Annotated in this window: 18 protein-coding genes; 2 read left to right on the plus strand and 16 right to left on the minus strand. The window is 70.0% G+C overall.

Annotated elements, in window-relative coordinates; all coding sequences use genetic code 11:
* Window positions 1-95: 95 nt before the first annotated feature.
* The 16 genes from Pflav_RS13795 to Pflav_RS13870 form a co-directional block, all read right to left on the minus strand.
* The gene (locus Pflav_RS13795) at window positions 96-1,163 is read right to left on the minus strand and encodes a Gfo/Idh/MocA family protein (protein WP_173036524.1); all 1,068 of its coding nucleotides are present in this window, start codon (window positions 1,161-1,163) and stop codon (window positions 96-98) included.
* Window positions 1,156-2,310, minus strand: a complete 1,155-nt coding sequence (locus Pflav_RS13800; protein ID WP_197938449.1) for a Gfo/Idh/MocA family protein — start codon at window positions 2,308-2,310, stop codon at window positions 1,156-1,158. The genes Pflav_RS13795 and Pflav_RS13800 overlap by 8 nt, the downstream gene beginning before the upstream one ends.
* 83 nt (window positions 2,311-2,393) lie before the next feature.
* On the minus strand, window positions 2,394-3,308 hold the full coding sequence (locus tag Pflav_RS13805) for a carbohydrate ABC transporter permease (RefSeq protein WP_173036526.1): 915 nt from the start codon (window positions 3,306-3,308) through the stop codon (window positions 2,394-2,396).
* Window positions 3,309-3,369: 61 nt separating this feature from the next.
* Window positions 3,370-4,206: a carbohydrate ABC transporter permease gene (locus Pflav_RS13810; RefSeq protein WP_173036527.1), complete on the minus strand. Its 837-nt coding sequence runs from the start codon at window positions 4,204-4,206 to the stop codon at window positions 3,370-3,372.
* Window positions 4,203-5,480 carry an extracellular solute-binding protein gene (locus tag Pflav_RS13815; RefSeq protein WP_173036528.1) on the minus strand — a complete coding sequence of 426 codons (1,278 nt, stop codon included), beginning with the start codon at window positions 5,478-5,480 and terminating at the stop codon, window positions 4,203-4,205. The genes Pflav_RS13810 and Pflav_RS13815 overlap by 4 nt, the downstream gene beginning before the upstream one ends.
* 134 nt (window positions 5,481-5,614) lie before the next feature.
* Window positions 5,615-6,949: a xylulokinase gene (locus Pflav_RS13820; RefSeq protein ID WP_173036529.1), complete on the minus strand. Its 1,335-nt coding sequence runs from the start codon at window positions 6,947-6,949 to the stop codon at window positions 5,615-5,617.
* Window positions 6,946-8,034: a zinc-dependent alcohol dehydrogenase gene (locus Pflav_RS13825; protein ID WP_173036530.1), complete on the minus strand. Its 1,089-nt coding sequence runs from the start codon at window positions 8,032-8,034 to the stop codon at window positions 6,946-6,948. The genes Pflav_RS13820 and Pflav_RS13825 overlap by 4 nt, the downstream gene beginning before the upstream one ends.
* Window positions 8,031-8,837: a class I fructose-bisphosphate aldolase gene (locus tag Pflav_RS13830; protein ID WP_173036531.1), complete on the minus strand. Its 807-nt coding sequence runs from the start codon at window positions 8,835-8,837 to the stop codon at window positions 8,031-8,033. Before Pflav_RS13830 ends, Pflav_RS13825 begins: the two co-directional genes overlap by 4 nt.
* A 28-nt stretch (window positions 8,838-8,865) precedes the next feature.
* On the minus strand, window positions 8,866-9,876 hold the full coding sequence (locus tag Pflav_RS13835; RefSeq protein WP_173036532.1) for a zinc-dependent alcohol dehydrogenase: 1,011 nt from the start codon (window positions 9,874-9,876) through the stop codon (window positions 8,866-8,868).
* A gap of 46 nt (window positions 9,877-9,922) precedes the next feature.
* Entirely contained in the window at window positions 9,923-10,891 is a 969-nt protein-coding gene (locus Pflav_RS13840) for an amidohydrolase family protein (RefSeq protein WP_173036533.1), read from the minus strand.
* Window positions 10,888-11,844, minus strand: a complete 957-nt coding sequence (locus tag Pflav_RS13845; RefSeq protein WP_173036534.1) for an acetylxylan esterase — start codon at window positions 11,842-11,844, stop codon at window positions 10,888-10,890. Before Pflav_RS13845 ends, Pflav_RS13840 begins: the two co-directional genes overlap by 4 nt.
* A gap of 1 nt (window position 11,845) precedes the next feature.
* Window positions 11,846-12,499, minus strand: a complete 654-nt coding sequence (locus tag Pflav_RS13850) for a type 1 glutamine amidotransferase domain-containing protein (RefSeq protein WP_232071380.1) — start codon at window positions 12,497-12,499, stop codon at window positions 11,846-11,848.
* 17 nt (window positions 12,500-12,516) lie between these two features.
* The gene (locus Pflav_RS13855; protein ID WP_173036535.1) at window positions 12,517-13,575 is read right to left on the minus strand and encodes a phosphotriesterase family protein; all 1,059 of its coding nucleotides are present in this window, start codon (window positions 13,573-13,575) and stop codon (window positions 12,517-12,519) included.
* Between the two features lie 9 nt (window positions 13,576-13,584).
* Complete coding sequence (locus Pflav_RS13860; RefSeq protein ID WP_173036536.1) at window positions 13,585-13,989, minus strand: DJ-1/PfpI family protein; 405 nt, start codon at window positions 13,987-13,989, stop codon at window positions 13,585-13,587.
* An 82-nt stretch (window positions 13,990-14,071) separates the two neighbouring features.
* A complete protein-coding gene (locus Pflav_RS13865; protein ID WP_173036537.1) occupies window positions 14,072-14,494 on the minus strand; it encodes a GlcG/HbpS family heme-binding protein in 423 nt (140 codons plus the stop codon).
* A gap of 10 nt (window positions 14,495-14,504) precedes the next feature.
* A complete protein-coding gene (locus Pflav_RS13870) occupies window positions 14,505-15,251 on the minus strand; it encodes an SDR family NAD(P)-dependent oxidoreductase (RefSeq protein ID WP_173036538.1) in 747 nt (248 codons plus the stop codon).
* A gap of 138 nt (window positions 15,252-15,389) precedes the next feature.
* Here Pflav_RS13870 and Pflav_RS13875 point away from each other — a divergent pair, with 138 nt between their 5' ends.
* Window positions 15,390-16,484, plus strand: a complete 1,095-nt coding sequence (locus tag Pflav_RS13875; RefSeq protein WP_173036539.1) for a C45 family autoproteolytic acyltransferase/hydolase — start codon at window positions 15,390-15,392, stop codon at window positions 16,482-16,484.
* Window positions 16,485-16,550: 66 nt separating this feature from the next.
* On the plus strand, window positions 16,551-17,246 hold the full coding sequence (locus Pflav_RS13880) for a FadR/GntR family transcriptional regulator (RefSeq protein WP_173036540.1): 696 nt from the start codon (window positions 16,551-16,553) through the stop codon (window positions 17,244-17,246).
* The last annotated feature ends 650 nt before the right edge of the window (window positions 17,247-17,896 follow it).

Below are 17,896 nucleotides of genomic sequence, written 5' to 3' on the forward strand. Positions count from 1 at the left end.
GCGCCGCCCCGTCGCCCTTCGACCCGATCAGCTCTCATGGGTCGAAGGGCGACGTCCCCCTCCCCGGAGCCGCCATTCCCCGCCGGAGGCGAAAGTCAGGCCGGCACGGTGACGGCCCGGCCGGTCGTGACCGACTCGTAGTAGGCGTCGATCACCTGCTGTACGTGCAGTGCCGTCGGCGCGGTCACCGCCGCCCGCAGCGGCGCCCCGTCGCGCAGTGCGGCGACGAAGTGTGCGGCCTCGGCGTCGTAGCTGGTCCGCGGAGTCACCACGGCCCGCCATCCGGTCAGGCCCGGCGGCGCGGCGGTGGGCTCCCAACCTTCCGGCCCGCGCGCGCTAGTCGTCACCAGCTCGTACCGGTCGTAGAAAACGCTCAGCGTCCCGGTCGTGCCGTGGAACGAGTACCGCAGCGGGGTTGGGCCGACCTGCCCCCAGCGGGTGTCGATCGCGGCCAGCGCACCGCCCTCGTGCTGCACGATCGCCGCGGTGTTGTCTTCGATGTCGGCCGGGATCTCCGGGTTGACCGTCGTGGCGAAGCCGCTGATCCGGCCGACCGGGCCGAGGTAGGTGACAAGGGTCGTCAGCAGGTAGCCGGCCTGGTCCACAAAGGAGCCACCGCCGCCGCGCGACCGGTCGGTCAGCCACGCGGTGAAGTCGTCCGAAACCCCCGTCGCCTTGAGCCCGGCGTGACCGGCGAGGCCGCGCGCGAACTGCACAGTGCCGATCAGGCCGTCCCGGACGAGCTGCCCCACCTCGTCGAAGAGCGGGTCGAACGCGGTGTGGAAGGCACACATCAGCAGGCCGCCGGTACGCCCGACCGCGTCGGCGATGACGGCGGCCTGCTCGCCGGTGGCGGCCAGTGGCTTGTCCTGGTAGACGGCGATGCCGCGCTCCAGGGCGGCGACCGCGATGCTTGGTTTGGCGGCGTTCTCGGCGCAGACCAGGATGGCGTCCAGCCGCTCGGCGGCCATCATGGCCTCCGGGTCCTGGTGCTCGCCGACGCCTGGCACGGCCTCGACGGCACGCCGTCGCAGAGCTTCGATGGGCTCTGCGACGGCGACGACCTCGACCGCGGGCAACGCTCGCAGCGCGCCGACCAGCGACCACACGTGGTCGCTGGTCAGCCCCGCCACGCCGATCCGGACCGGCCGCGGATCAGCCATGGATCAGCGCGCCGTCCCGCACGGCCTTGTCGAACTTGGCCGGGGTGAACGACGTCTTCAGCTCGACGGCCTGGCCGGTCAGGCTTGTCTCCTCGGCGGCGAGCATGATTTCCAGGCCGTGCCGGGCGATGTCGAGGGTCAGCTCGTTCGGCCGGGTGCCGCGGACCACGTCGACGAGGTGCTCGACGATGAGGGCGCGCTTGAGGTTGTTGACGTGCTGCTGGGCAAACTGGAGGTCGCGAATGTCCACATCGAACCAACCCCGGGTGCCACGCTCGTTGTCGACCCGGTAGACCTCGAGCTGCTGACCCTCGGTCTCGTTGAGGTTGCGCCACATGTTGAGCACCCCCTCCCGACCGAAAATCTCCATCCGCGGCGACTTGGCGGCCCACACGTTGTACGTGCCGTCGATGACGCAGAAGACCGAGTCGCCGAAGTCGAGCAGGACGAGGTTGTTGTCGTTGGCGGTGACCGGGAATGTCAGCCCGGCCACCGGGCCCGACGGGACGGTCCGGGTCGCCTCGGTGATGCCGAAGAACCCGAACACGCGCTTGGCCGGCCGGTTCAGGATGCCGAGCACCTCGTGCATGCTGTACACCCCGATGTCGAACATCGGGCCGGAGCCCTTCTGGTAGAACCAGCTCGGGTCGGTCGGCCAGGCGCCGGCGGCGGGACCCGGGCCGGAGCTGCGGTGCCGGACGAAGCACACCTGGCCGATGGTGTTCGCGGCGAGCAGGCGGCGGGCCTCGCGCCGGGTCGGGTACAGCATGTTGGGCGGCGCGCAGACCACGGTGAGCCCCTTGGCGTCGGCCGCCTCGGCCAGCGCGTCGGCCTCGTCGATGGTGACCGCGACGGGCTTTTCGGTCGTCAGGTGCTTGCCCGCCTGGAGGATCTTCAGCGAGGTCTCCCCGTGCACGGGGATCGGGGTGAGGTTGACGACCGCGTCGAAGTCACCGTAGTCAAGCATGTCGTCCAGGTTGGTGAACGCCTTGGGGATGCCGAACCTCGCCGCGGCGTCCTTCGCCTTCTCCTCGACCGGGTCGGCGACCGCGGTGACGACCGCCTTGTCGGGGATGTGGTGCAGGTTTGGCAGGACGCCGTTCGGCTGGATCGCGATGTTTCCCGCACCGAGGACCGCGATCTTCATGGGATCCATCTAGTTCGACTTCCTCTCGTCGATTGTGGACAGCGAGGCCGGCGCCGTTGCCGGCGGAAGAGGGGGTACGACGCTCATCCCTTGACCGCCCCGACCGCCGCGCCGCTGGCGAGGTAGCGGCGGATGAGCACGAAGAAGATCATCACGGGTAGTGCGAAAATCGTGCTCGCGGTCATGGTGCCGCCCCAGTCGGTGCCGTTCTGGCTGGTGAACTGTTGCAGGGCACCGGGCAGGGTCTTCATCGACTCCTGCTGTAGGAACGTCATGGCGAGCAGGAGCTCGTTCCACGAGGTGATGAACGCGAAGATGGCGCTCACCGCCACCCCGGGAAGCGCCAGCGGGAAGATGATGTGGACAAGTGCCTGGAAGCGGTTGGCGCCGTCGACAAGCGCCGCCTCGTCCAGCTCCTTGGGGATCCCGGCGAGGAAGCCGCGGATGAGCCACACCGACAGCGCGAGCGCGAGCGCGGTGTGCGCGATGATGACGCCGGTGTACGTGTTGAGCAGTCCCGTCGTGCGGTACGCCGCGAAGAGCGGGATGACGACGACGATCGCCGGCAGCATCTGCACCACGAGCAGTGCCACGGCGATGACCGACTTCGCCGGCATGGCGAAGCGGGACAGCGCGTAGGCGGCCATCATCCCGAGGACCACCGAGCAGAGCGTGGCACCGCCCGCGATGATCACCGAGTTCAGCAGCTGGTGGCCGATCTCGCCCTTGAGCAGGGTGGTGTACCGGGACAGCGTCGGGTCGAACGTCCAGAACCGCGGCGTGACGGTGAAGATCTCCGACTCGGGTTTGATCGACGTCAGGATCATCCAGTAGAAGGGAAAGATGCTGACCAGCCCGATCGCGATGGCTACGAGGCTGAGGAGAAGCCGGCCCACGGCCCGCTTCGCGAGCTGAGCACGCCGGCCGGGATAGTTGCGGCGCCCGACAGCACTCGTCCTCACTTCGGTGCGGGCAGCCGTCATGGTTTGCTCGCTCATCCGGCCTCCTCCCGTTGCAGCCGTACGTAAAAGGCCGTGACGACCGCGAGCACCGCGAAGGTCAGCATCGCCAGCGCCGATCCCATGCCGCCGTCGAGGAAGGCGAACGCCTCCAGGTACGTGAGCAGCGACAGGATCTCGGTCGAGTGGTTCGGGCCCCGGGCGGAACGGTCATGACATAGATGTGGTCGAACGCTTGGAACGCCTGGATCGTCGCGAGCACGAAGAGCACGACGATCACCGGTCGCATCACCGGCACCTTGATTCGCAGCAGCACCTTGAACGCCGACGCCCCGTCCAGCCGAGCGGCTTCGACGATGTCGCCCGGGACCGACTTCAGCGCGGCGAGCATCGCGATCGTCAGGAACGGGATCTTCGCCCAGATGATCGCCACCGCGACGACGAACAGTGCGGAGGTTCCGTTGTTGAACCAGCCGTACCCGTCGAACATGCCCAGCCCGAGTGAGCTGAGTAGCCAGTTCACCACGCCGTACTGCGAGTCGAAGGCCCATTTCCACAGGATCGCCGCGGAGACTCGCGGCATCGCCCAGGGCAGCACCACGAGGATGGTCAGCAGCTTCATTCCGGGTAGGCCGGAGTTGAGTACCAGCGCGATGAGCAGCGAAGCCACCATCGAGCCGATGACGGTCACCGCGGTCAGGACGACCGTGCGGACGAAGGCGGCCTGGGTCTGACCGTCGGTAACCATCTCGACGTAGTTGTCCAGTCCGACCCAGGCGCCGGTACGCAGCCCTCGTCCCTCGTGCAGCGACAGCCAAATGGTCCGCACGAAGGGGTACCCGATGACCAGCGCGATGCCCACCATCGTGGGGGCCATCAACAGCCACGGGATGATCTTGAGCTGCAACCGGCGCCTGGACGCCGCCTCAACGGTCACTTGCCGAACGCCTCGGTGATTTCGGTGTTGAGCTTGTCCATCGTCGAGTTGAGGTCGGACTTGCCACCCATCAGCGCCTGCATCGCGTTGACGAGCGCGCCGCTACCCTCGACCTTGCCCCAGCTCGGGTCCGCCGGTACATAGCGGGTGTGCTTGGCCTGGTCCCCGAACGGCTTGAAGAGCGGGTCGGCGAAGGAGCCCGACGTCTGTTCCTCCTGGATGCCGGCGAGCGACGCGGGAAGCATGCCGATGCCCCGGGTGTAGCCGGTGACGTTGGCCGGCTCGGCCATGTGCCGTACCAGCGCCCGCGCGTTCTCCTGGTCCTTGCAGTCGTTGAACACCACGAGGTTGCTGCCACCGGCGAATGTGTCGTTGTTGCCGCCCGGGCCCGTCGGCAGTTCGACGACGCCGACCTTCTCCTTCAGGTCCGGAGACTGGGCGAGCATCGACTTGAGCTGGAAGCTCGCGTAGATGCCCATGGCCACCTTGCCGAGCGCGAAGGCCTTGGTGCCGTCGGCGGCGACCCAGTTGGCCGCGTCCGGCGGCGACAGCTTGTCGGTCGTCAGCAGCTTGGCGTACCAGTCGAAGGCCGCCTTGGCCTCCGGCGTGTTCATCGTCGCCTTGTAGGAGTCGCCCTCCTTGACGGCGATGTCACCGCCCCAGTTCCACACCAGCGGCACGTACTGCCAGATCTCGCCGCCCATGATGCCGAAGCCGGCGATCCCCTCGCCCTTGTTGTCCTCGTTGAGCTTCTTGGCGGCCGTCGCGACCTCTTCCCACGTCTTCGGCACCTGCACGCCGCTCTTCTCGAGCAGATCCTTGCGGTACACGAAGGCGCGGTTGCCGACGTTGTACGGGTAGCCGTAGACCTTGCCGTCCATGGTCGCACTGTCCACCATGGACCCCACAAACCGTTGCTTGGCCTCGTCGAGCTTGAGGTCGGCCTCGGCCAGTGCGCCCATGCTGGAGAACTCAGGCGTCCAGGTGTTGCCCAGCTGGGCCACGCACGGCGGGGCGCCACCGGCCACCGCGGTCAGGTACTGCTGATGCGTGTCGGCACCGCCGACGAACCGCAGGTTGATCTTGACGCCCGTATGCGCTGTCTCGAAGTCCGTCATTACCTTCTGGATTACCGGCTGTAGCTCGGTGCCCGGGTCGTTGAACCAGACATCGAGCGTGCTCTCCCCGGACGATCCGGAATCCCCGGAGCATCCAGCGACCGCACCCATCACGCCGACCATCGCCGCCGCTATGCCCAACTTCCAGCGAGCCATGGGTTTCCTCCCAACTTCGCCGTCGCGGTCTCTGACTATGTAGTTGGTGCCGGTCTGCTATCTGCTTGCCTGGCTGCCAGACAAGTTCCCTCATCCTGGACCTGGCGAGGAGGTTGCGCAAGGGGTCTGACCCCTCACGATCCGGCTAGCTCCTCGCGAAGCTCCACATAGACCGCGTGCCGTACCGGGTCCGGCTCGACGACGGTCGCGCCTGCGCTCGGGTCGTGGTCGATCGCCTCGCCGAGGCCGGCGAACCCGAGGCGTGCCAGCCCGACGAGTCCCAGATCGGTGTCGGCGGCTACGGTGAGCGGCCGCCCGAGCGCGTCGGCCAGTAGCCCGGCGAACCTCGCATCGGCGGCGCCACCGCCGCAGAGCAGTACCTCGTCCACAGGTCTTCGGGTGAGGATGCGGCCGACAGAATCGCCCACCCAGACCGCGACGCCGTCCATGACCGCGCGGGCCACGTCGGCGCGGTTCGCCGCCAACGACAGCCCTTTCAGGTCGCCCTGGCCGACCACCGCCTCGCGGCTGCCGGCCGCACGCAACGCGCGCGGCACGAACCGCACGCCATGCGCGTCCGGTGGCGCCGCCGCGGCCTGTTCGAGCAGATCGGTGACTTCGCCGGGCGGTCCACCGAAGACGCCGGCCGCCCACTCCAGCACCGCGCCACTGCCCACCGCGACCGCGAGGCAGGCGACGTCGCGCAGCTCGGCAAGCGCCGCCGCGTCGGCGAAACCGCCGTACGCCGCCGACGTCCCGGCGTAGAGCACACCACGCCCGGGGAACGCCGCCTGGGCACCAAGGCACACCACGAGCCAGTCGCCGCTGCCGGTGACCACCGGCGTACCGGCGCGCAGCCCGGTCTCCCGCGCGGCCTTCACCGTCACCGTCCCGGCGACCGCGTCCGGTGCCAGCAGCGGCACGGGTTGGGCGCCCAGCCGGGCCAGCAACGCGGCCGCGGCGGGCGACTGGAGGCCCGCACCGCCGGCGTCGTACGGGTCGGTGCCGAGCAGCCCGGTGAGCCGGTACCGCAAGTAGTCCTTGACCGGGACGGCGGCCCTTAACCGTCCCTCGCCGAGCTCGGCCCAGGCAGCGAGCCGGGCCAGCGCGGCCCGGCCACCGGGCGAACCGGCGTCGAACTCCGCCTCGCGGGGGACACCGCGCCGGTCGCCGGGCAGAAGCACCGTTCCCGAACCGCCATCGGCGAGCACCGGGACGAGAGTGTGCATGAAGCTGGTGACGGCGACGACCCGTACCGGGGTCAGGTCGCCCAGGCCGGCGATCGCCGCGCGGACAGAGCGCCACCACTGCTCCGGCGAACCTGTCACGCCGCCGGCCGGGCCACGCCGGCTCGGCGTCGGGGTTCGCGAGCGCGCCCGCACCCGGCCGCGACCGTCGACCAGAGCCACCTTTACCGAGGTGGTGCCCTGGTCGACGACCAGCGCCACGGGCGCGGACCCCGCGCTCATGTCTCTTCGCCGCCGGACGTGACCATCACCTTGACCGCCCCGGCGTCGCGGTCGGCCAGCGCGCGGAAGCCGTCCGGCAGCCGGGCCAGCGGAAGGCGATGGGTAATCAGCGCCGCCGCGTCTACCGCGCCCGCGACGAGCAGGTCACGCGCGCGCCGGAAGTCGGGCACGCCGTCGACGCAGGCGCCGTAGCTGTTCGACCAACGCACCGCGGCCTCGCGCTGGTAGGCCAGATGCGGGTCGAAACTCGGCGCCGTGGGGTAGACGCCGAGCACCACGACGTCGCCGCCGGGCGCGACGAGCCGCAGCGACTCGGCGAGCGAGTCACCGCTGCCGGCGGCGTCGAAGACCACCGGGAAGGTCCCCACGGCCTCGTCGCGGGCGTGCCGGCCGGCGGCGGTCGAGGTGTCCCAGGTGGTACTGGCGGCACCGGCGCGCAACGCCACGTCGAGCGTTGCCGCGCGGTGGCCGAGCAGGCTCACCGGATGCCCGGCGGCCCCGGCGACCTGGCCCAGGGTCTGGCCGATCGCCCCGCTCCCGAGCACCGCGACGGGCGCACCCGGCCGGAGCGTCACGAGGTGCAGCGCGTGGACGCCACAGGCGTAGCAGTCCAGCAGGGCGGCTTCGGCCAGGCCGACGTGGTCAGGCAACGGGTGGAGCTGGCTGGCCGGAGCCTTGTCGTACTCGGCGAACCCGCGGCTGTGCACGTGTACGCGGTTGCGCATCCCCCGCTCGGCGCACAGGTACCCTCGGCCGGCCCGGCACAGCGCGCAGCGGCCGCAGCTGAGCAGGTGGATCGGCTCGACCGCGACCCGATCACCCACGGCGAACCCGGTGACCCCCTCCCCCAGCGCGGCGATCCGGCCGCTCAGCTCGTGGCCGTCACCGTCCGGGCTCGCCGGATCGTGCTGCCACGGACCGAGCCCTCGGTAGGCGAGCAGGTCGCTGCCACAGATGCCGGCCGCGGCGACCTCGACAAGCACCTCGTCGTCCGCGAGCACCGGCACGGGTACCCGCGTGATCCGGATGTCGGTACCGCCGTGGAACACGGCGGCCGCCATCGTCGCCCCAGCCGGACCGGTCATAGAGCCACGTTGAGGTGCTTGGCCGCGGCGTCCACCGAGGCACCGCCGTGCACGATCTCGACGAGTGCCTCGACCATGAGGTCGGGCCGCTCGGCTTCGACGATGTTGCGGCCGTAGACGACGCCGCGCGCGCCGGCCGCGACCGCGTCGTGCGCCAGCTGCAACGCGTGACGCGGGGTGGGCTTGACCGGTCCGCCGAGCGCCAGCAGCGGCACCGGGCAGCTGCTCACCACGCCGGCGAACTCCTCGACCGTACCGACGTACTGCGCCTTGACGAAGTCGGCGCCGGCCTCGGCCGAGATCCGCGCGCCGTTGGCAACGTTGGTCACGGTGTGCGCCTCAGTGTTGGCGAAACTGACCGGGATCGGCTCCGCCATCAGCGGCATCCCCCACCTGTCGGCCTCGGCGGCCAGCTCGCGCAGCTCGCCGAGCACGGTCCGGTCCGGGTTGCCCGGGAAGACCTTCAGCTCCAGCGCGTCGGCGCCGTACCGCACCGCCTGCTCGACGCCGTAGCCGGCCGACGGGATCTCGCTGTCGAGCGCGAGGATCAGGCCGCGCCCGCCGAGCTCGCCGGCGGTGGCGCGGGCGAAGCCGATGCCGGCGAGGACCGCGTCGATGCCGCCGTCGACGAGCCGGCGGACCGCCGCTCGGGCATCGCCCAGGCCGGGCTTGACGCCGTACTTGAGGCCGGCGTCCAGCGCCGCGACCACGGCTCGGCCGTCCGGTGCGAACACGTGGTGCATCCGGCGCCTCGGCCAGGCCGGCAGGTGCTCGGGAAAGGTGTACGAACCCGTCAATGTCATGTGCTGTTCCCTCGGTCGGTTGGCCTGCTCAAGCGACGATGAGCGACTTCAGGCCGGTCTGCGCCGCCGTCGTCTCGAACGCCTTGGTGATGTCCGTGAGGTCGAACCGGTGGCTGACCAGCGGAGCGATGTCGACCACGCCGAACCTCAGCAGCCGCAGCGCGGTACTGAAGTCGTGCGGGATGAAGTCGTGGCTTCCGTTGATCTGCACCTGGTCGTAGTGCGGGATGTCGGGGTTCACCGCGATGGTGCCCTTGGGATGGGTGCCGGCGAACAGGTTGACCGTCGCGTCCTTGGCCGCCATCGTCAGCGCCGTCTGGATGACCGACGGGATGCCGACGGTCACGATCACCGCGTCCGGCCCGTACCCGTCGGTCAGCTCGCGGATCTCGGCCGCACCGCCGTCGTCGTCGCCGGCCACCACGACGTCGCGGGCGCCGCACGTGCGGGCGGCGTCGAGCCGGCCGGCGAGCCGGTCGAGCACGATCACCCGGGCACCACGGCTGGCCGCGACCTGGGTGTGCAGCAGCCCGATCGGGCCGGCACCGACGACGAGTACGTCGGCACCCAGCTCCACCGGGATCGCGCGGTGGGCGTTGAGCACGCAGGCGAGCGGCTCGCAGAAGCTCGCCGCCTCGAACGACACCGCGTCCGGCAGCCGCCGCAACTGCCGCAGCGGCATCGCGGTGAAGTCGGCGAAGCCGGCGATCGGGTACGAGATCACGTTCTCGCAGAAGTTGGCCGCGCCGCGCTGGCACTGCCGGCAGACGCCGCACACCCCGCGCCAGTCGACCGCGACCCGGTCGCCGACCGCCCACGGCTCGGGCGAGTCCGGACCGAGCGCCTCGATGACGCCGGCGATCTCGTGACCCGGTGTCCACGGCGCCTTGGTGGCCTTGACGCCGGTGTAGCTGCGAATGTCGCTCGGGCACACGCCGGAGGCGTGGATCCGTACCAGGGCCTCACCGGCTTTCGGGCTGGGGTCGGGGACCTCTTCGACCCGCAGGTCGCCCTCTCCGTACAACCGGGCCGCTCTCACCGCATCGGTTCCTTCCGCTTCGCTGTCTCGCTGTGGTCGCGGGCGGTCATGCCCGCGAAATCGTGATTTCTGAACGGGTGTCGAGGCCGAGCAGTGCGCGCGCGTTCGCGCCGAGCCCGGCCACGCCGCCGACCTCGGCGAACGTGTCCAGCCGCCGGAGCTCCTCGCGGACGTCCGCTTCGTCGACGAACGGGTAGTCGGTGCCCAGCACCACCCGGTCGGCGGGTGCGACGTTGAGCAGGGCGCCGAGCCCCGCCCCGCTGCCCGACAGCGCCGAGTCGTAGCGCAGCCGGGCCATCGTCGCGATCACGCCGTCGATCCGCGCCAGCTCGGGGAGCGGCTCAGCGATCTCCAGCCGGCGCGAGATGTAGGGCAGCACACCGCCGCAGTGCGAAAAGATCCAAGAGATCCGCGGGTACCTGTCGACGGCACCCGAGAGCATCAGGTTCATCAGCGACCGGCTCGTGTCGAAGACGTACTCCAGCAACGACGGGCGCAGCTGGATGGCACCCTCGGCCCACCACGGCGGCAGCGTCGGGTGGACGTGCACGATCGCATCCATCGCGTCGAGCTCGGCGAGCAGCGGGTCGAAGGCCGGGTCGCCCAGGTAGCGGCCGCCGTAGTTGGACAGCAGGCTGACGCCCGCGAAGCCGGCCACCCCGGCGAGCCGCTGCACCTCGGCGACCGCGGCGACCGCCGAGGGCAGCGGCACCGCGGCGAACGCGAGGAACCGCCCGCCCGCGCCGAGGACCAGATCGGCCAGCTCGTCGTTCGTGTCCCGTACCAGAGCGGTGGTGAAATCCTGGTCGCCGAAGTAGTAGCCCGGCGAGGCGGTGGAGACGGCGGCGACCGCGATGCCGAGAGCGTCCATCGCCGCCAGTGACCGGGCCCGGTCCCAGGTGGGAAACGGGATCCCGGGCTGGGCTTGCACGCCGATCGCGGTGAGCCGCTCGGCGTAGCTCGTCGAGATGGCGTGCTGGTGGAGGTCGACCGGTCCCGGCGGAAACACCGTCATAGCGCGCGTACCTCGCGGATCACGCGCAGCTGGTCCTCGGGGCCGCCGCCTTCGTGCCCGTTGAACTCCCACACCGTCATCCGCTTGTCGCCGGCGTAGTCGTTGTGCACCGCGAACACGGTCGACGGCGGCGCGACGAGGTCGGCGAGGCCGACACAGAAGGAGGCCGGGCACCGCCCTCGGCGGGCGAAGTACACGGCGTCGAAGTAGCCCAGCGTGGCGAACGCCCGATCCGCCTTGGTGCGGTGCATCGCGAGCCAGCGCTTCAGCTCGCCGAGCGGCCCCTGCTCGGTCACCCGCAGCGCCCGGCGGAACGCGGACAGGAAGGTGACGTGCGGCGCGAGCCACGCCAGGTCGTCGCGGAGGCCGCCGACCACGACCGACAGCGCACCACCCTGGCTGCGTCCGGTCGCGACGATCCGGTCGGGGTCGATACCGTCGACGCCCTTGGCGACGTCGACGAACCTGTACGCGTCGACGTAGAGCCGCCGGTAGTAGTACCGGTCGGCGTCCAGGATGCCGCGGGTCAGGTGGCCGGGGTTCGCCGGCGGCGTCTCCGCCGGGTCCGGCGTATCCCCGGTCCGCCAGCTGCTGCCCTGCCCGCGGGTGTCCATGATGAAGTGGGCGAACCCGGCCGAGGCGTACGCCAGCGACTCGACCGGCAGCCCGCGCCCACCGCCGTAGCCGATGTACTCCACGACCGCGGGCAGCGGCCCGGCGGCCCCGGCCGGTTTGATCAGCCAACCTTTCACCCGCGCGCCGTCGTAGCCGCCGAACTCGACGTCGAAGACGTCCAGGGTCGTGAGCTCTTGGTCTACCTTGGTGATCCTCGCGTCCAGCGGAAACGCCGCCTGCTCCGCCAGCGTGCGCCGCCAGAACTCGTCGAAGTCGGCCGGCTCGGGCTCCTCGTAGTGGAATTGGCGCAGCTCGGCGAGGGGCAGGTCGACATGCATCTCAGGCGAGCTCCGCGTAGGCGCGGTAGTTGGCCGAACCGGGTCCGGCCGCGCGGTTCTTCAGCAGCGCCGGGCTGCTGTACACCGCCGAGCTCGGCTCGTAGTCGGGCAGCGGCGGCCGCTCGGTCTGCTCGGCCTCGGCGATGAACTCGAGCACCCCGGCCAGGAACGCCGGCAGGTCGTTGGGCAGCTGTGCGGTGAGCAGCTTGCCGTCGCGGACCACGGGCTCGTCGAGCCAGATCGCCCCCGCGTGCCGTACGTCGTCCTTGATGGTGGCCACCGACGTGGCCCGGCGGCCCTTGACGACATCGGCGGTGGCGAGCAGCCATCCGGCGTGGCAGATCGCGGCGACCGGCTTCTCCTCGGCCACGCTCGCCTTGACGAAGTCGACCATCGCCTTGTTGCGCCGCAGGTACTCCGGAGAGAACCCGCCGGGCACCACAACGGCGTCGAAGTGCTCCGGTGTGACCTCGTCGATCGCCACCTCGGCGACCGCGGGGTACCCGAGCTTGCTCGCGTAGACCTCGCCCCGGACAGGCCCGACGATCACGACGGTCGCGCCGGCCTCCCTCAGCCGGAGCACCGGGTACCACAGCTCCAGCTCCTGGTACAGGTTTTCGCACAGTACAGCCACGCGGGCCTGGGAAACGTCCACGGTTGACCTGCTCTCTGCTACGCGGCGACGGGGTCGGGTACATCGATCGAGAAGATCCGGCGCGGGTTGTCCACCATGATCTTCTTAAGCTGTTCGTCGGTGACGCCTTTGGACTTCAGCCGAGGGACCCAGCTCGTGAACATGTAGCTCAGGTCGACCTTCTCGTTGAGCAGCTGCGGGTCGATCTCGGTGACGCCGGCGCGGGGGTTCATGAACCACCGGTCGAACGACAGCGTGATCTGGTCGCCGTAGCCCGCGTCGAACAGCTCGACCAAGGCGACGGCCATCGCCTCGTCAAGCTCCTCCGCGCTGCTGATCCGCCACGGGATGCCGACGTGGTCGAGCTGCACGTTGGCACCCATGTCGAGCACCTCGCGCATCGCACCGAGCTGCGGCGGTACGAACGCGTGCCCCAGGATCACCTTGCCCGGATCCATCCCCTCTTCGACGAGGATCTCCAGCTGCTCGCGGAGCGGGTTGGTGACGTCGAAGTCCATCGGGTCGATGTGGGTGTTGATCGCGCAGCCGACCTGGGTCGCCGCGTGGGCGGCCGCGCGGATCACGCGGTCCTCGATCTCGTGGATGTGGCGGCCGTTGGGGCCGAGCGGGCTCGGCTTGGGCGTGACGCTCTCCTGGCCGGTGGCAATCTTTATCGCGCCCGCCTTGTACGGCGTCTTGTGCCAGGCGAACACCATGCCGACGGTGAGGTCGCTGACGAAGAAGTCGGTCAGTTCCTCCACCGTCTGCCGCCGCCAGTAGTACGGGATGCCCATCCGCTCGGGGAAGAAGCCGGTGATGGCGATGACGTTCATGCCGGTCTTCACCGCGACGTCGGCCATGAACTTCGGGTACCGCCCCACCTCCGGCGGGGTCATGTCGACGATCGTCCCGTAGCCGTGGTTCTCCTTGCCCCGGCGGACCTGCTTGGCGACGAAGTCGACCGCCGCGTCGTAGTCCAGGGCCGCCCGGGGATCGAGCTCGGCGCCCGGGTAGCCGTAGAGCAGGTGCTCGTGCGACAGCATCAGCCCGGACTGTTCGGCCGGAACGTCGCCCAGCACGGTACGCAAGACCTTCATGCCCTCACCTCACTGGGACAGATCGGAAACCAGGGCACGCATCAGCTCCGGTAGCGCGTCGGCCGAAGCGAACCGCCGCGCACCGGCTGCCGCGATCTCGCCGGCGGTTCCGATGGTGTAGATCGGTTTGGCATCCGCCTCGGCCGCGCGCAGCAACGCCGTCTGCGCGTCGGAGAGCGCGGGGACCCCGGTCACCGTGCCTGCGACGACAACCGCGTCGAACCGGCTCGGCTCGGTGTCCTGGCCGACCGGAATCAGCGGGTAGCCGAGATGGCTGTCGACTCCCGAGGGGGCGGAGGTCACGACGGCGACGTCGGCCCCGGCCTCGCGCGCCCGCAGCACCGGGTACCACAGCTCGAGTTCCTGATACCCCTCACCGGCGAGCACGGCGATGGTCCTTCCGGTCAGCGACATGCGCTACTCCTCAGCGGGTTTGGAAGTCCGGTTGTCCACTTGCCTGACAAGTTATCGAGCCGGCGCGCCGGGGCGCAAGGGATCACTCGGCGGCGAGGACGGCACAACCGGCCTCGGCACAGGCCAGATCCACCGACGGCGCCGCTCCGCTCACGCCGACCGCGCCGATCACCTGGCCGCCCACCCGGATCGGCAAACCGCCGGGCAGCACCAGAATCCGGCCGCCCGCGGCATTGGCCATCCCCCAGTCCGCTCCGCCGGGCGCGGTGGCCTCGGCCCAGTTGTGGCTGGGCGCACCGAACGCCACCGCCGTGTACGCCTTGTCGACGGCGAGGCGGAACGCGACCGCGTTGGCGCCGTCCATCCTGGCGACCGCGACGGGATCGCCGGCCGGATCGGTCACCACGACCGCCATGGCGACCTGTCGGCCGGTGGCCTCGTCGATGACGGCCGCGACCACGCGCTGCGCGGTCTCGTAGTCGATTGTCGTGATCTGTCGAGACATGGGAAACCTTTCAGGAGGCCAGCAGGCCGCCGTCGACGACGAAGGACTGCCCGGTGATGTAGCCCGCCTCGCGCGACGCGAGGAACGCCATCAGGCCGGCGACGTCGTCGGGCTGCCCGAGGACGCCGCGCGGGATCCGTGCCACGAGATCGCGCTCGGCCTGAGCCCGGTCCTGGCCGACCCGCGCCCAGTACGGGTCGTTGAACGGCGTGTCGATCCAGCCCGGACACACGCAGTTGACGGAGACGCCGGCCGGTCCGAGCGCCACGGCGAGCGACCGCACCAGGGCGACGAGTCCGCCCTTGGAGGCCGCGTACGCGAACGATCCGCCACCACCGCGAAACGCCGCCGTGGACCCGGTCAGCACCACCCTCCCCGCACCCGATGCCGCCAGATGCGGGGCGGCGGACTGGGTGACGAGAAAGGGCGCGCGCAGGTTCAACGCCATGGTGCGGTCCCACTCGTCGACCGTGAAGTCGGCGAGTTCACGCTCGACGAGCAGGCCCGCGCAGACTACAACGGCGGTCAGCTCTCCGGTCAAGGCGAGCGCGGCGGACACCGAGGCGGCGGCGCCGTCGACGGCGGAGAGATCGGCACGCGAGATCGAGTACCGGTCCGATGGCTGGTCTGCCAACCCTTCGCGCGCGGCGTCGTCGGCGATGTCGCTGACGTGGACATGCCACCCAGCGCTCAGGAGGCGGCGCGCGACCGCGCGACCGATCCCCGTTGCTCCGCCTGCCACCAGGGCTGTCGGCATACGTCGTCTCCGTCCATCTCGGCGCTTGACCGGTTGTCTGGCTACCAGACATCGTGCTTAGATTGCCCGGCACTCGCAAGGGCCATCGTCCACTTGTCTGACAACCTGATGGCCTGGCATTCTGCAGAGAGGATGTCCGTGACCGCATCGCACTCGTTCCCGCACTACCGGGTCAGCGGACCACCACGCGAGCGGGGCCGGACCTACGGAGCCGTGGCGCGACGCGAGATCGAGAGTTCGATGGCCGGCTACGCCCGGGTCTTCGACCACTACCAGGGCTGGTCGTGGCCGGAGGTCCAGCGAAGGGCCCGCGGCTTCCTGCCGGTCATCACCGACTTCTCCCCCGCGATCGCCGAAGAGCTCGCCGGGATCGCCGAAGGCGCCAACGTCGAGATCGAGGATGTGGTGGCGCTCAACACACGCAGCGAGATGATGTTCGGCAGCGGCAGCTCGATCGAGGCGCTGGAGTGCACCTCCTTCTGCCTCACGCCGGAAGCGACGCGGACCCGCACGCACATCGCCGGCCAGAACTGGGACTGGATCTCGCACGCGCGGCAGACCTCGGTGGTGCTGGAGGTGCACCGCGACGACGCCCCGGACTTCATGACGGTCGTCGAGGCCGGCCTGCTGGCGAAGGTGGGCTTCAACTCCGCCGGGGTCGGGCTGTGCACCAACACACTGATCAGCAGCCACTCCGAGGGCGCCACCGCCGTGCCGTACCACGTGCTGCTCCGGTCGGTGCTGGACAGCGACTCGGGCCGGCGAGCGGCCGACCGGATCACCGATGCGGACCGGGCGATCTCCGCCAACTACCTCATATTCGACCGGGACGGCTTCTGCGTCGACATCGAGACCACGCCGGTGGCCGGTGGCTTCCAGCGACTGTCACCGACCGGCGGTGTGTTGACGCACGCCAACCACTTCCTGACCGCCGAACTAACCGAACGCGACGTCTACCTCGAACGCAAGAAGCACACCATTGATCGTTTGCGGGCGATCGACCAGCATCTGCGCGGACGGCGCGAGCACACGATCGACTCACTCAAAGCCACGCTGGCGGACCACACATTCGAGCCGAACAGCGTATGTCAGCACCCCAACGCGAGCATGCCGGAGCCCGAGCGAACCTGTACTGTCGCGGGCATCATAATCGATGTCGAAGAGGGGGCACTACACGTCGCGCCGGGCAATCCGTGCACGACGCCGTGGTCGAAATACCATATTGGAATGTAGCTGTATCGGGCGCACTGAGTGGAGCGGGACATTGCTGTCAGACAACCAGACCGGTACGGTGCTGCCGTGACCATCAGGCCAGTGCAGCAGCGCCGCGCGTCGGAGGTAGTCCGCGCACAGCTCATCGAGCTGATCGAGACCGGCCACTACGCGGTCAACGACCGCCTCCCCTCGGAGGCGGAGCTGGCACAGTCGTTCTCGGTCAGCCGATCGGTCATCCGCGAAGCGCTGTACAGCCTCAACGCCCTCGGCCTGACCCGCTCGCACGCCGGCAAGGGCACCTTCGTCGCCTCCGCCCACCTCAGCTCCCGGCTGCTCATGGGTCGATACCTGCCGGCGCAGCTGGGCGAGATCCGTCGCGCGCTGGAGGTCCCCTCGGCCCGGTTGGCGGCCGAGCGGCGCACCGCGGCAGACCTGAAGAAGCTGCGGCTGCTCGTGCAGAGGTTCGGCGCGACGCCCGAGGCGAGCAAGCGGATCGAGATCGACGCCGACCTGCACCTCGGCATCGCGGCCGCGACGCGCAACCCGCTCTTCGAGCTCCTGGTCGGTGACCTGCGGCAGGTGCTACAGGACCAGGCGTTGACATTGAGCAAGATCGAAGGACGCGCCCAGCAGGCCGACGCCGAGCACCAGCGCATCATCGAGGCGATCGAGGCCGGCGACGGCGCCGCCGCGGCCGCCGCCATGGAGGCCCACCTTGACTCGGTCGCGGCCCTGTCCGAGGACGGCGCCTCCGCCCGCAAGTCCCGCCGCGCACGCTAGGCACCGCTGGAGTCGGGGTCGCCTCGGCCGCGTGTCCTGGACAAAGATCCAAAACCAGGGACATTGAGCTACCGCGACGTCCGTCGTGGTCCGGACCGTCGCTCCCGCAGCCTCACCCTCCGCGGTCCACGATCGAACCCCGGCCGGCATCGCGGTCCGGCGGGACAGCGACGTCGCACCCCCGAAGCCGCGCCCACCAAGGGCGTCCCCGCCCGCTAACCGCGCCGCTCGCCGAGCGCAATCGCCGAGCCGCCCGACCGGCCGTCAACAGTCCGTCCACTGTGTCCGTCCACAAAGGCAGCTGCCTTCCCGGACCATCCGCTGCGGCTCGACCCCAACTGCGCGTGGACGGCAAAGACCTCGCACCTCCGCTGTGCGCAACCAACGCCGGCCGGCCTGCCCGGCGACGAGTCCAGGCCGGGTCGCTCGCGCGCGCATGCGGTTCAGCGGATCGTGGTACTTCGCTGTTGCTCCAGCGACAGCCAAGTACCACGATCCGCTGCTGCCTGCCGACCTGCCCGGCGCTTCCTCTAGGGAAGCAGAGCGAACGCGCATTCAAGCTCGGCGCTGCCGTCCGAGGTGATCTCGCTGGTGATCGTTCGCCCGATAGCTACGCGACACGCCGGCGATGCCGCAGTTTCTTGAGTGAC

This window comes from Phytohabitans flavus (genome assembly GCF_011764545.1).
Lineage (GTDB): Bacteria > Actinomycetota > Actinomycetes > Mycobacteriales > Micromonosporaceae > Phytohabitans > Phytohabitans flavus.

Coding starts and splice junctions, on each gene's coding strand:
- Pflav_RS13795 (WP_173036524.1), bottom strand. CDS start 1,163: ATGGCTGATCCGCGGCCGGTCCGGATCGGCGTGGCGGGGCTGACCAGC.
- Pflav_RS13800 (WP_197938449.1), bottom strand. CDS start 2,310: ATGAAGATCGCGGTCCTCGGTGCGGGAAACATCGCGATCCAGCCGAAC.
- Pflav_RS13805 (WP_173036526.1), bottom strand. CDS start 3,308: ATGAGCGAGCAAACCATGACGGCTGCCCGCACCGAAGTGAGGACGAGT.
- Pflav_RS13815 (WP_173036528.1), bottom strand. CDS start 5,480: ATGGCTCGCTGGAAGTTGGGCATAGCGGCGGCGATGGTCGGCGTGATG.
- Pflav_RS13820 (WP_173036529.1), bottom strand. CDS start 6,949: ATGAGCGCGGGGTCCGCGCCCGTGGCGCTGGTCGTCGACCAGGGCACC.
- Pflav_RS13825 (WP_173036530.1), bottom strand. CDS start 8,034: ATGACCGGTCCGGCTGGGGCGACGATGGCGGCCGCCGTGTTCCACGGC.
- Pflav_RS13830 (WP_173036531.1), bottom strand. CDS start 8,837: ATGACATTGACGGGTTCGTACACCTTTCCCGAGCACCTGCCGGCCTGG.
- Pflav_RS13840 (WP_173036533.1), bottom strand. CDS start 10,891: ATGACGGTGTTTCCGCCGGGACCGGTCGACCTCCACCAGCACGCCATC.
- Pflav_RS13845 (WP_173036534.1), bottom strand. CDS start 11,844: ATGCATGTCGACCTGCCCCTCGCCGAGCTGCGCCAATTCCACTACGAG.
- Pflav_RS13855 (WP_173036535.1), bottom strand. CDS start 13,575: ATGAAGGTCTTGCGTACCGTGCTGGGCGACGTTCCGGCCGAACAGTCC.
- Pflav_RS13860 (WP_173036536.1), bottom strand. CDS start 13,989: ATGTCGCTGACCGGAAGGACCATCGCCGTGCTCGCCGGTGAGGGGTAT.
- Pflav_RS13865 (WP_173036537.1), bottom strand. CDS start 14,494: ATGTCTCGACAGATCACGACAATCGACTACGAGACCGCGCAGCGCGTG.
- Pflav_RS13870 (WP_173036538.1), bottom strand. CDS start 15,251: ATGCCGACAGCCCTGGTGGCAGGCGGAGCAACGGGGATCGGTCGCGCG.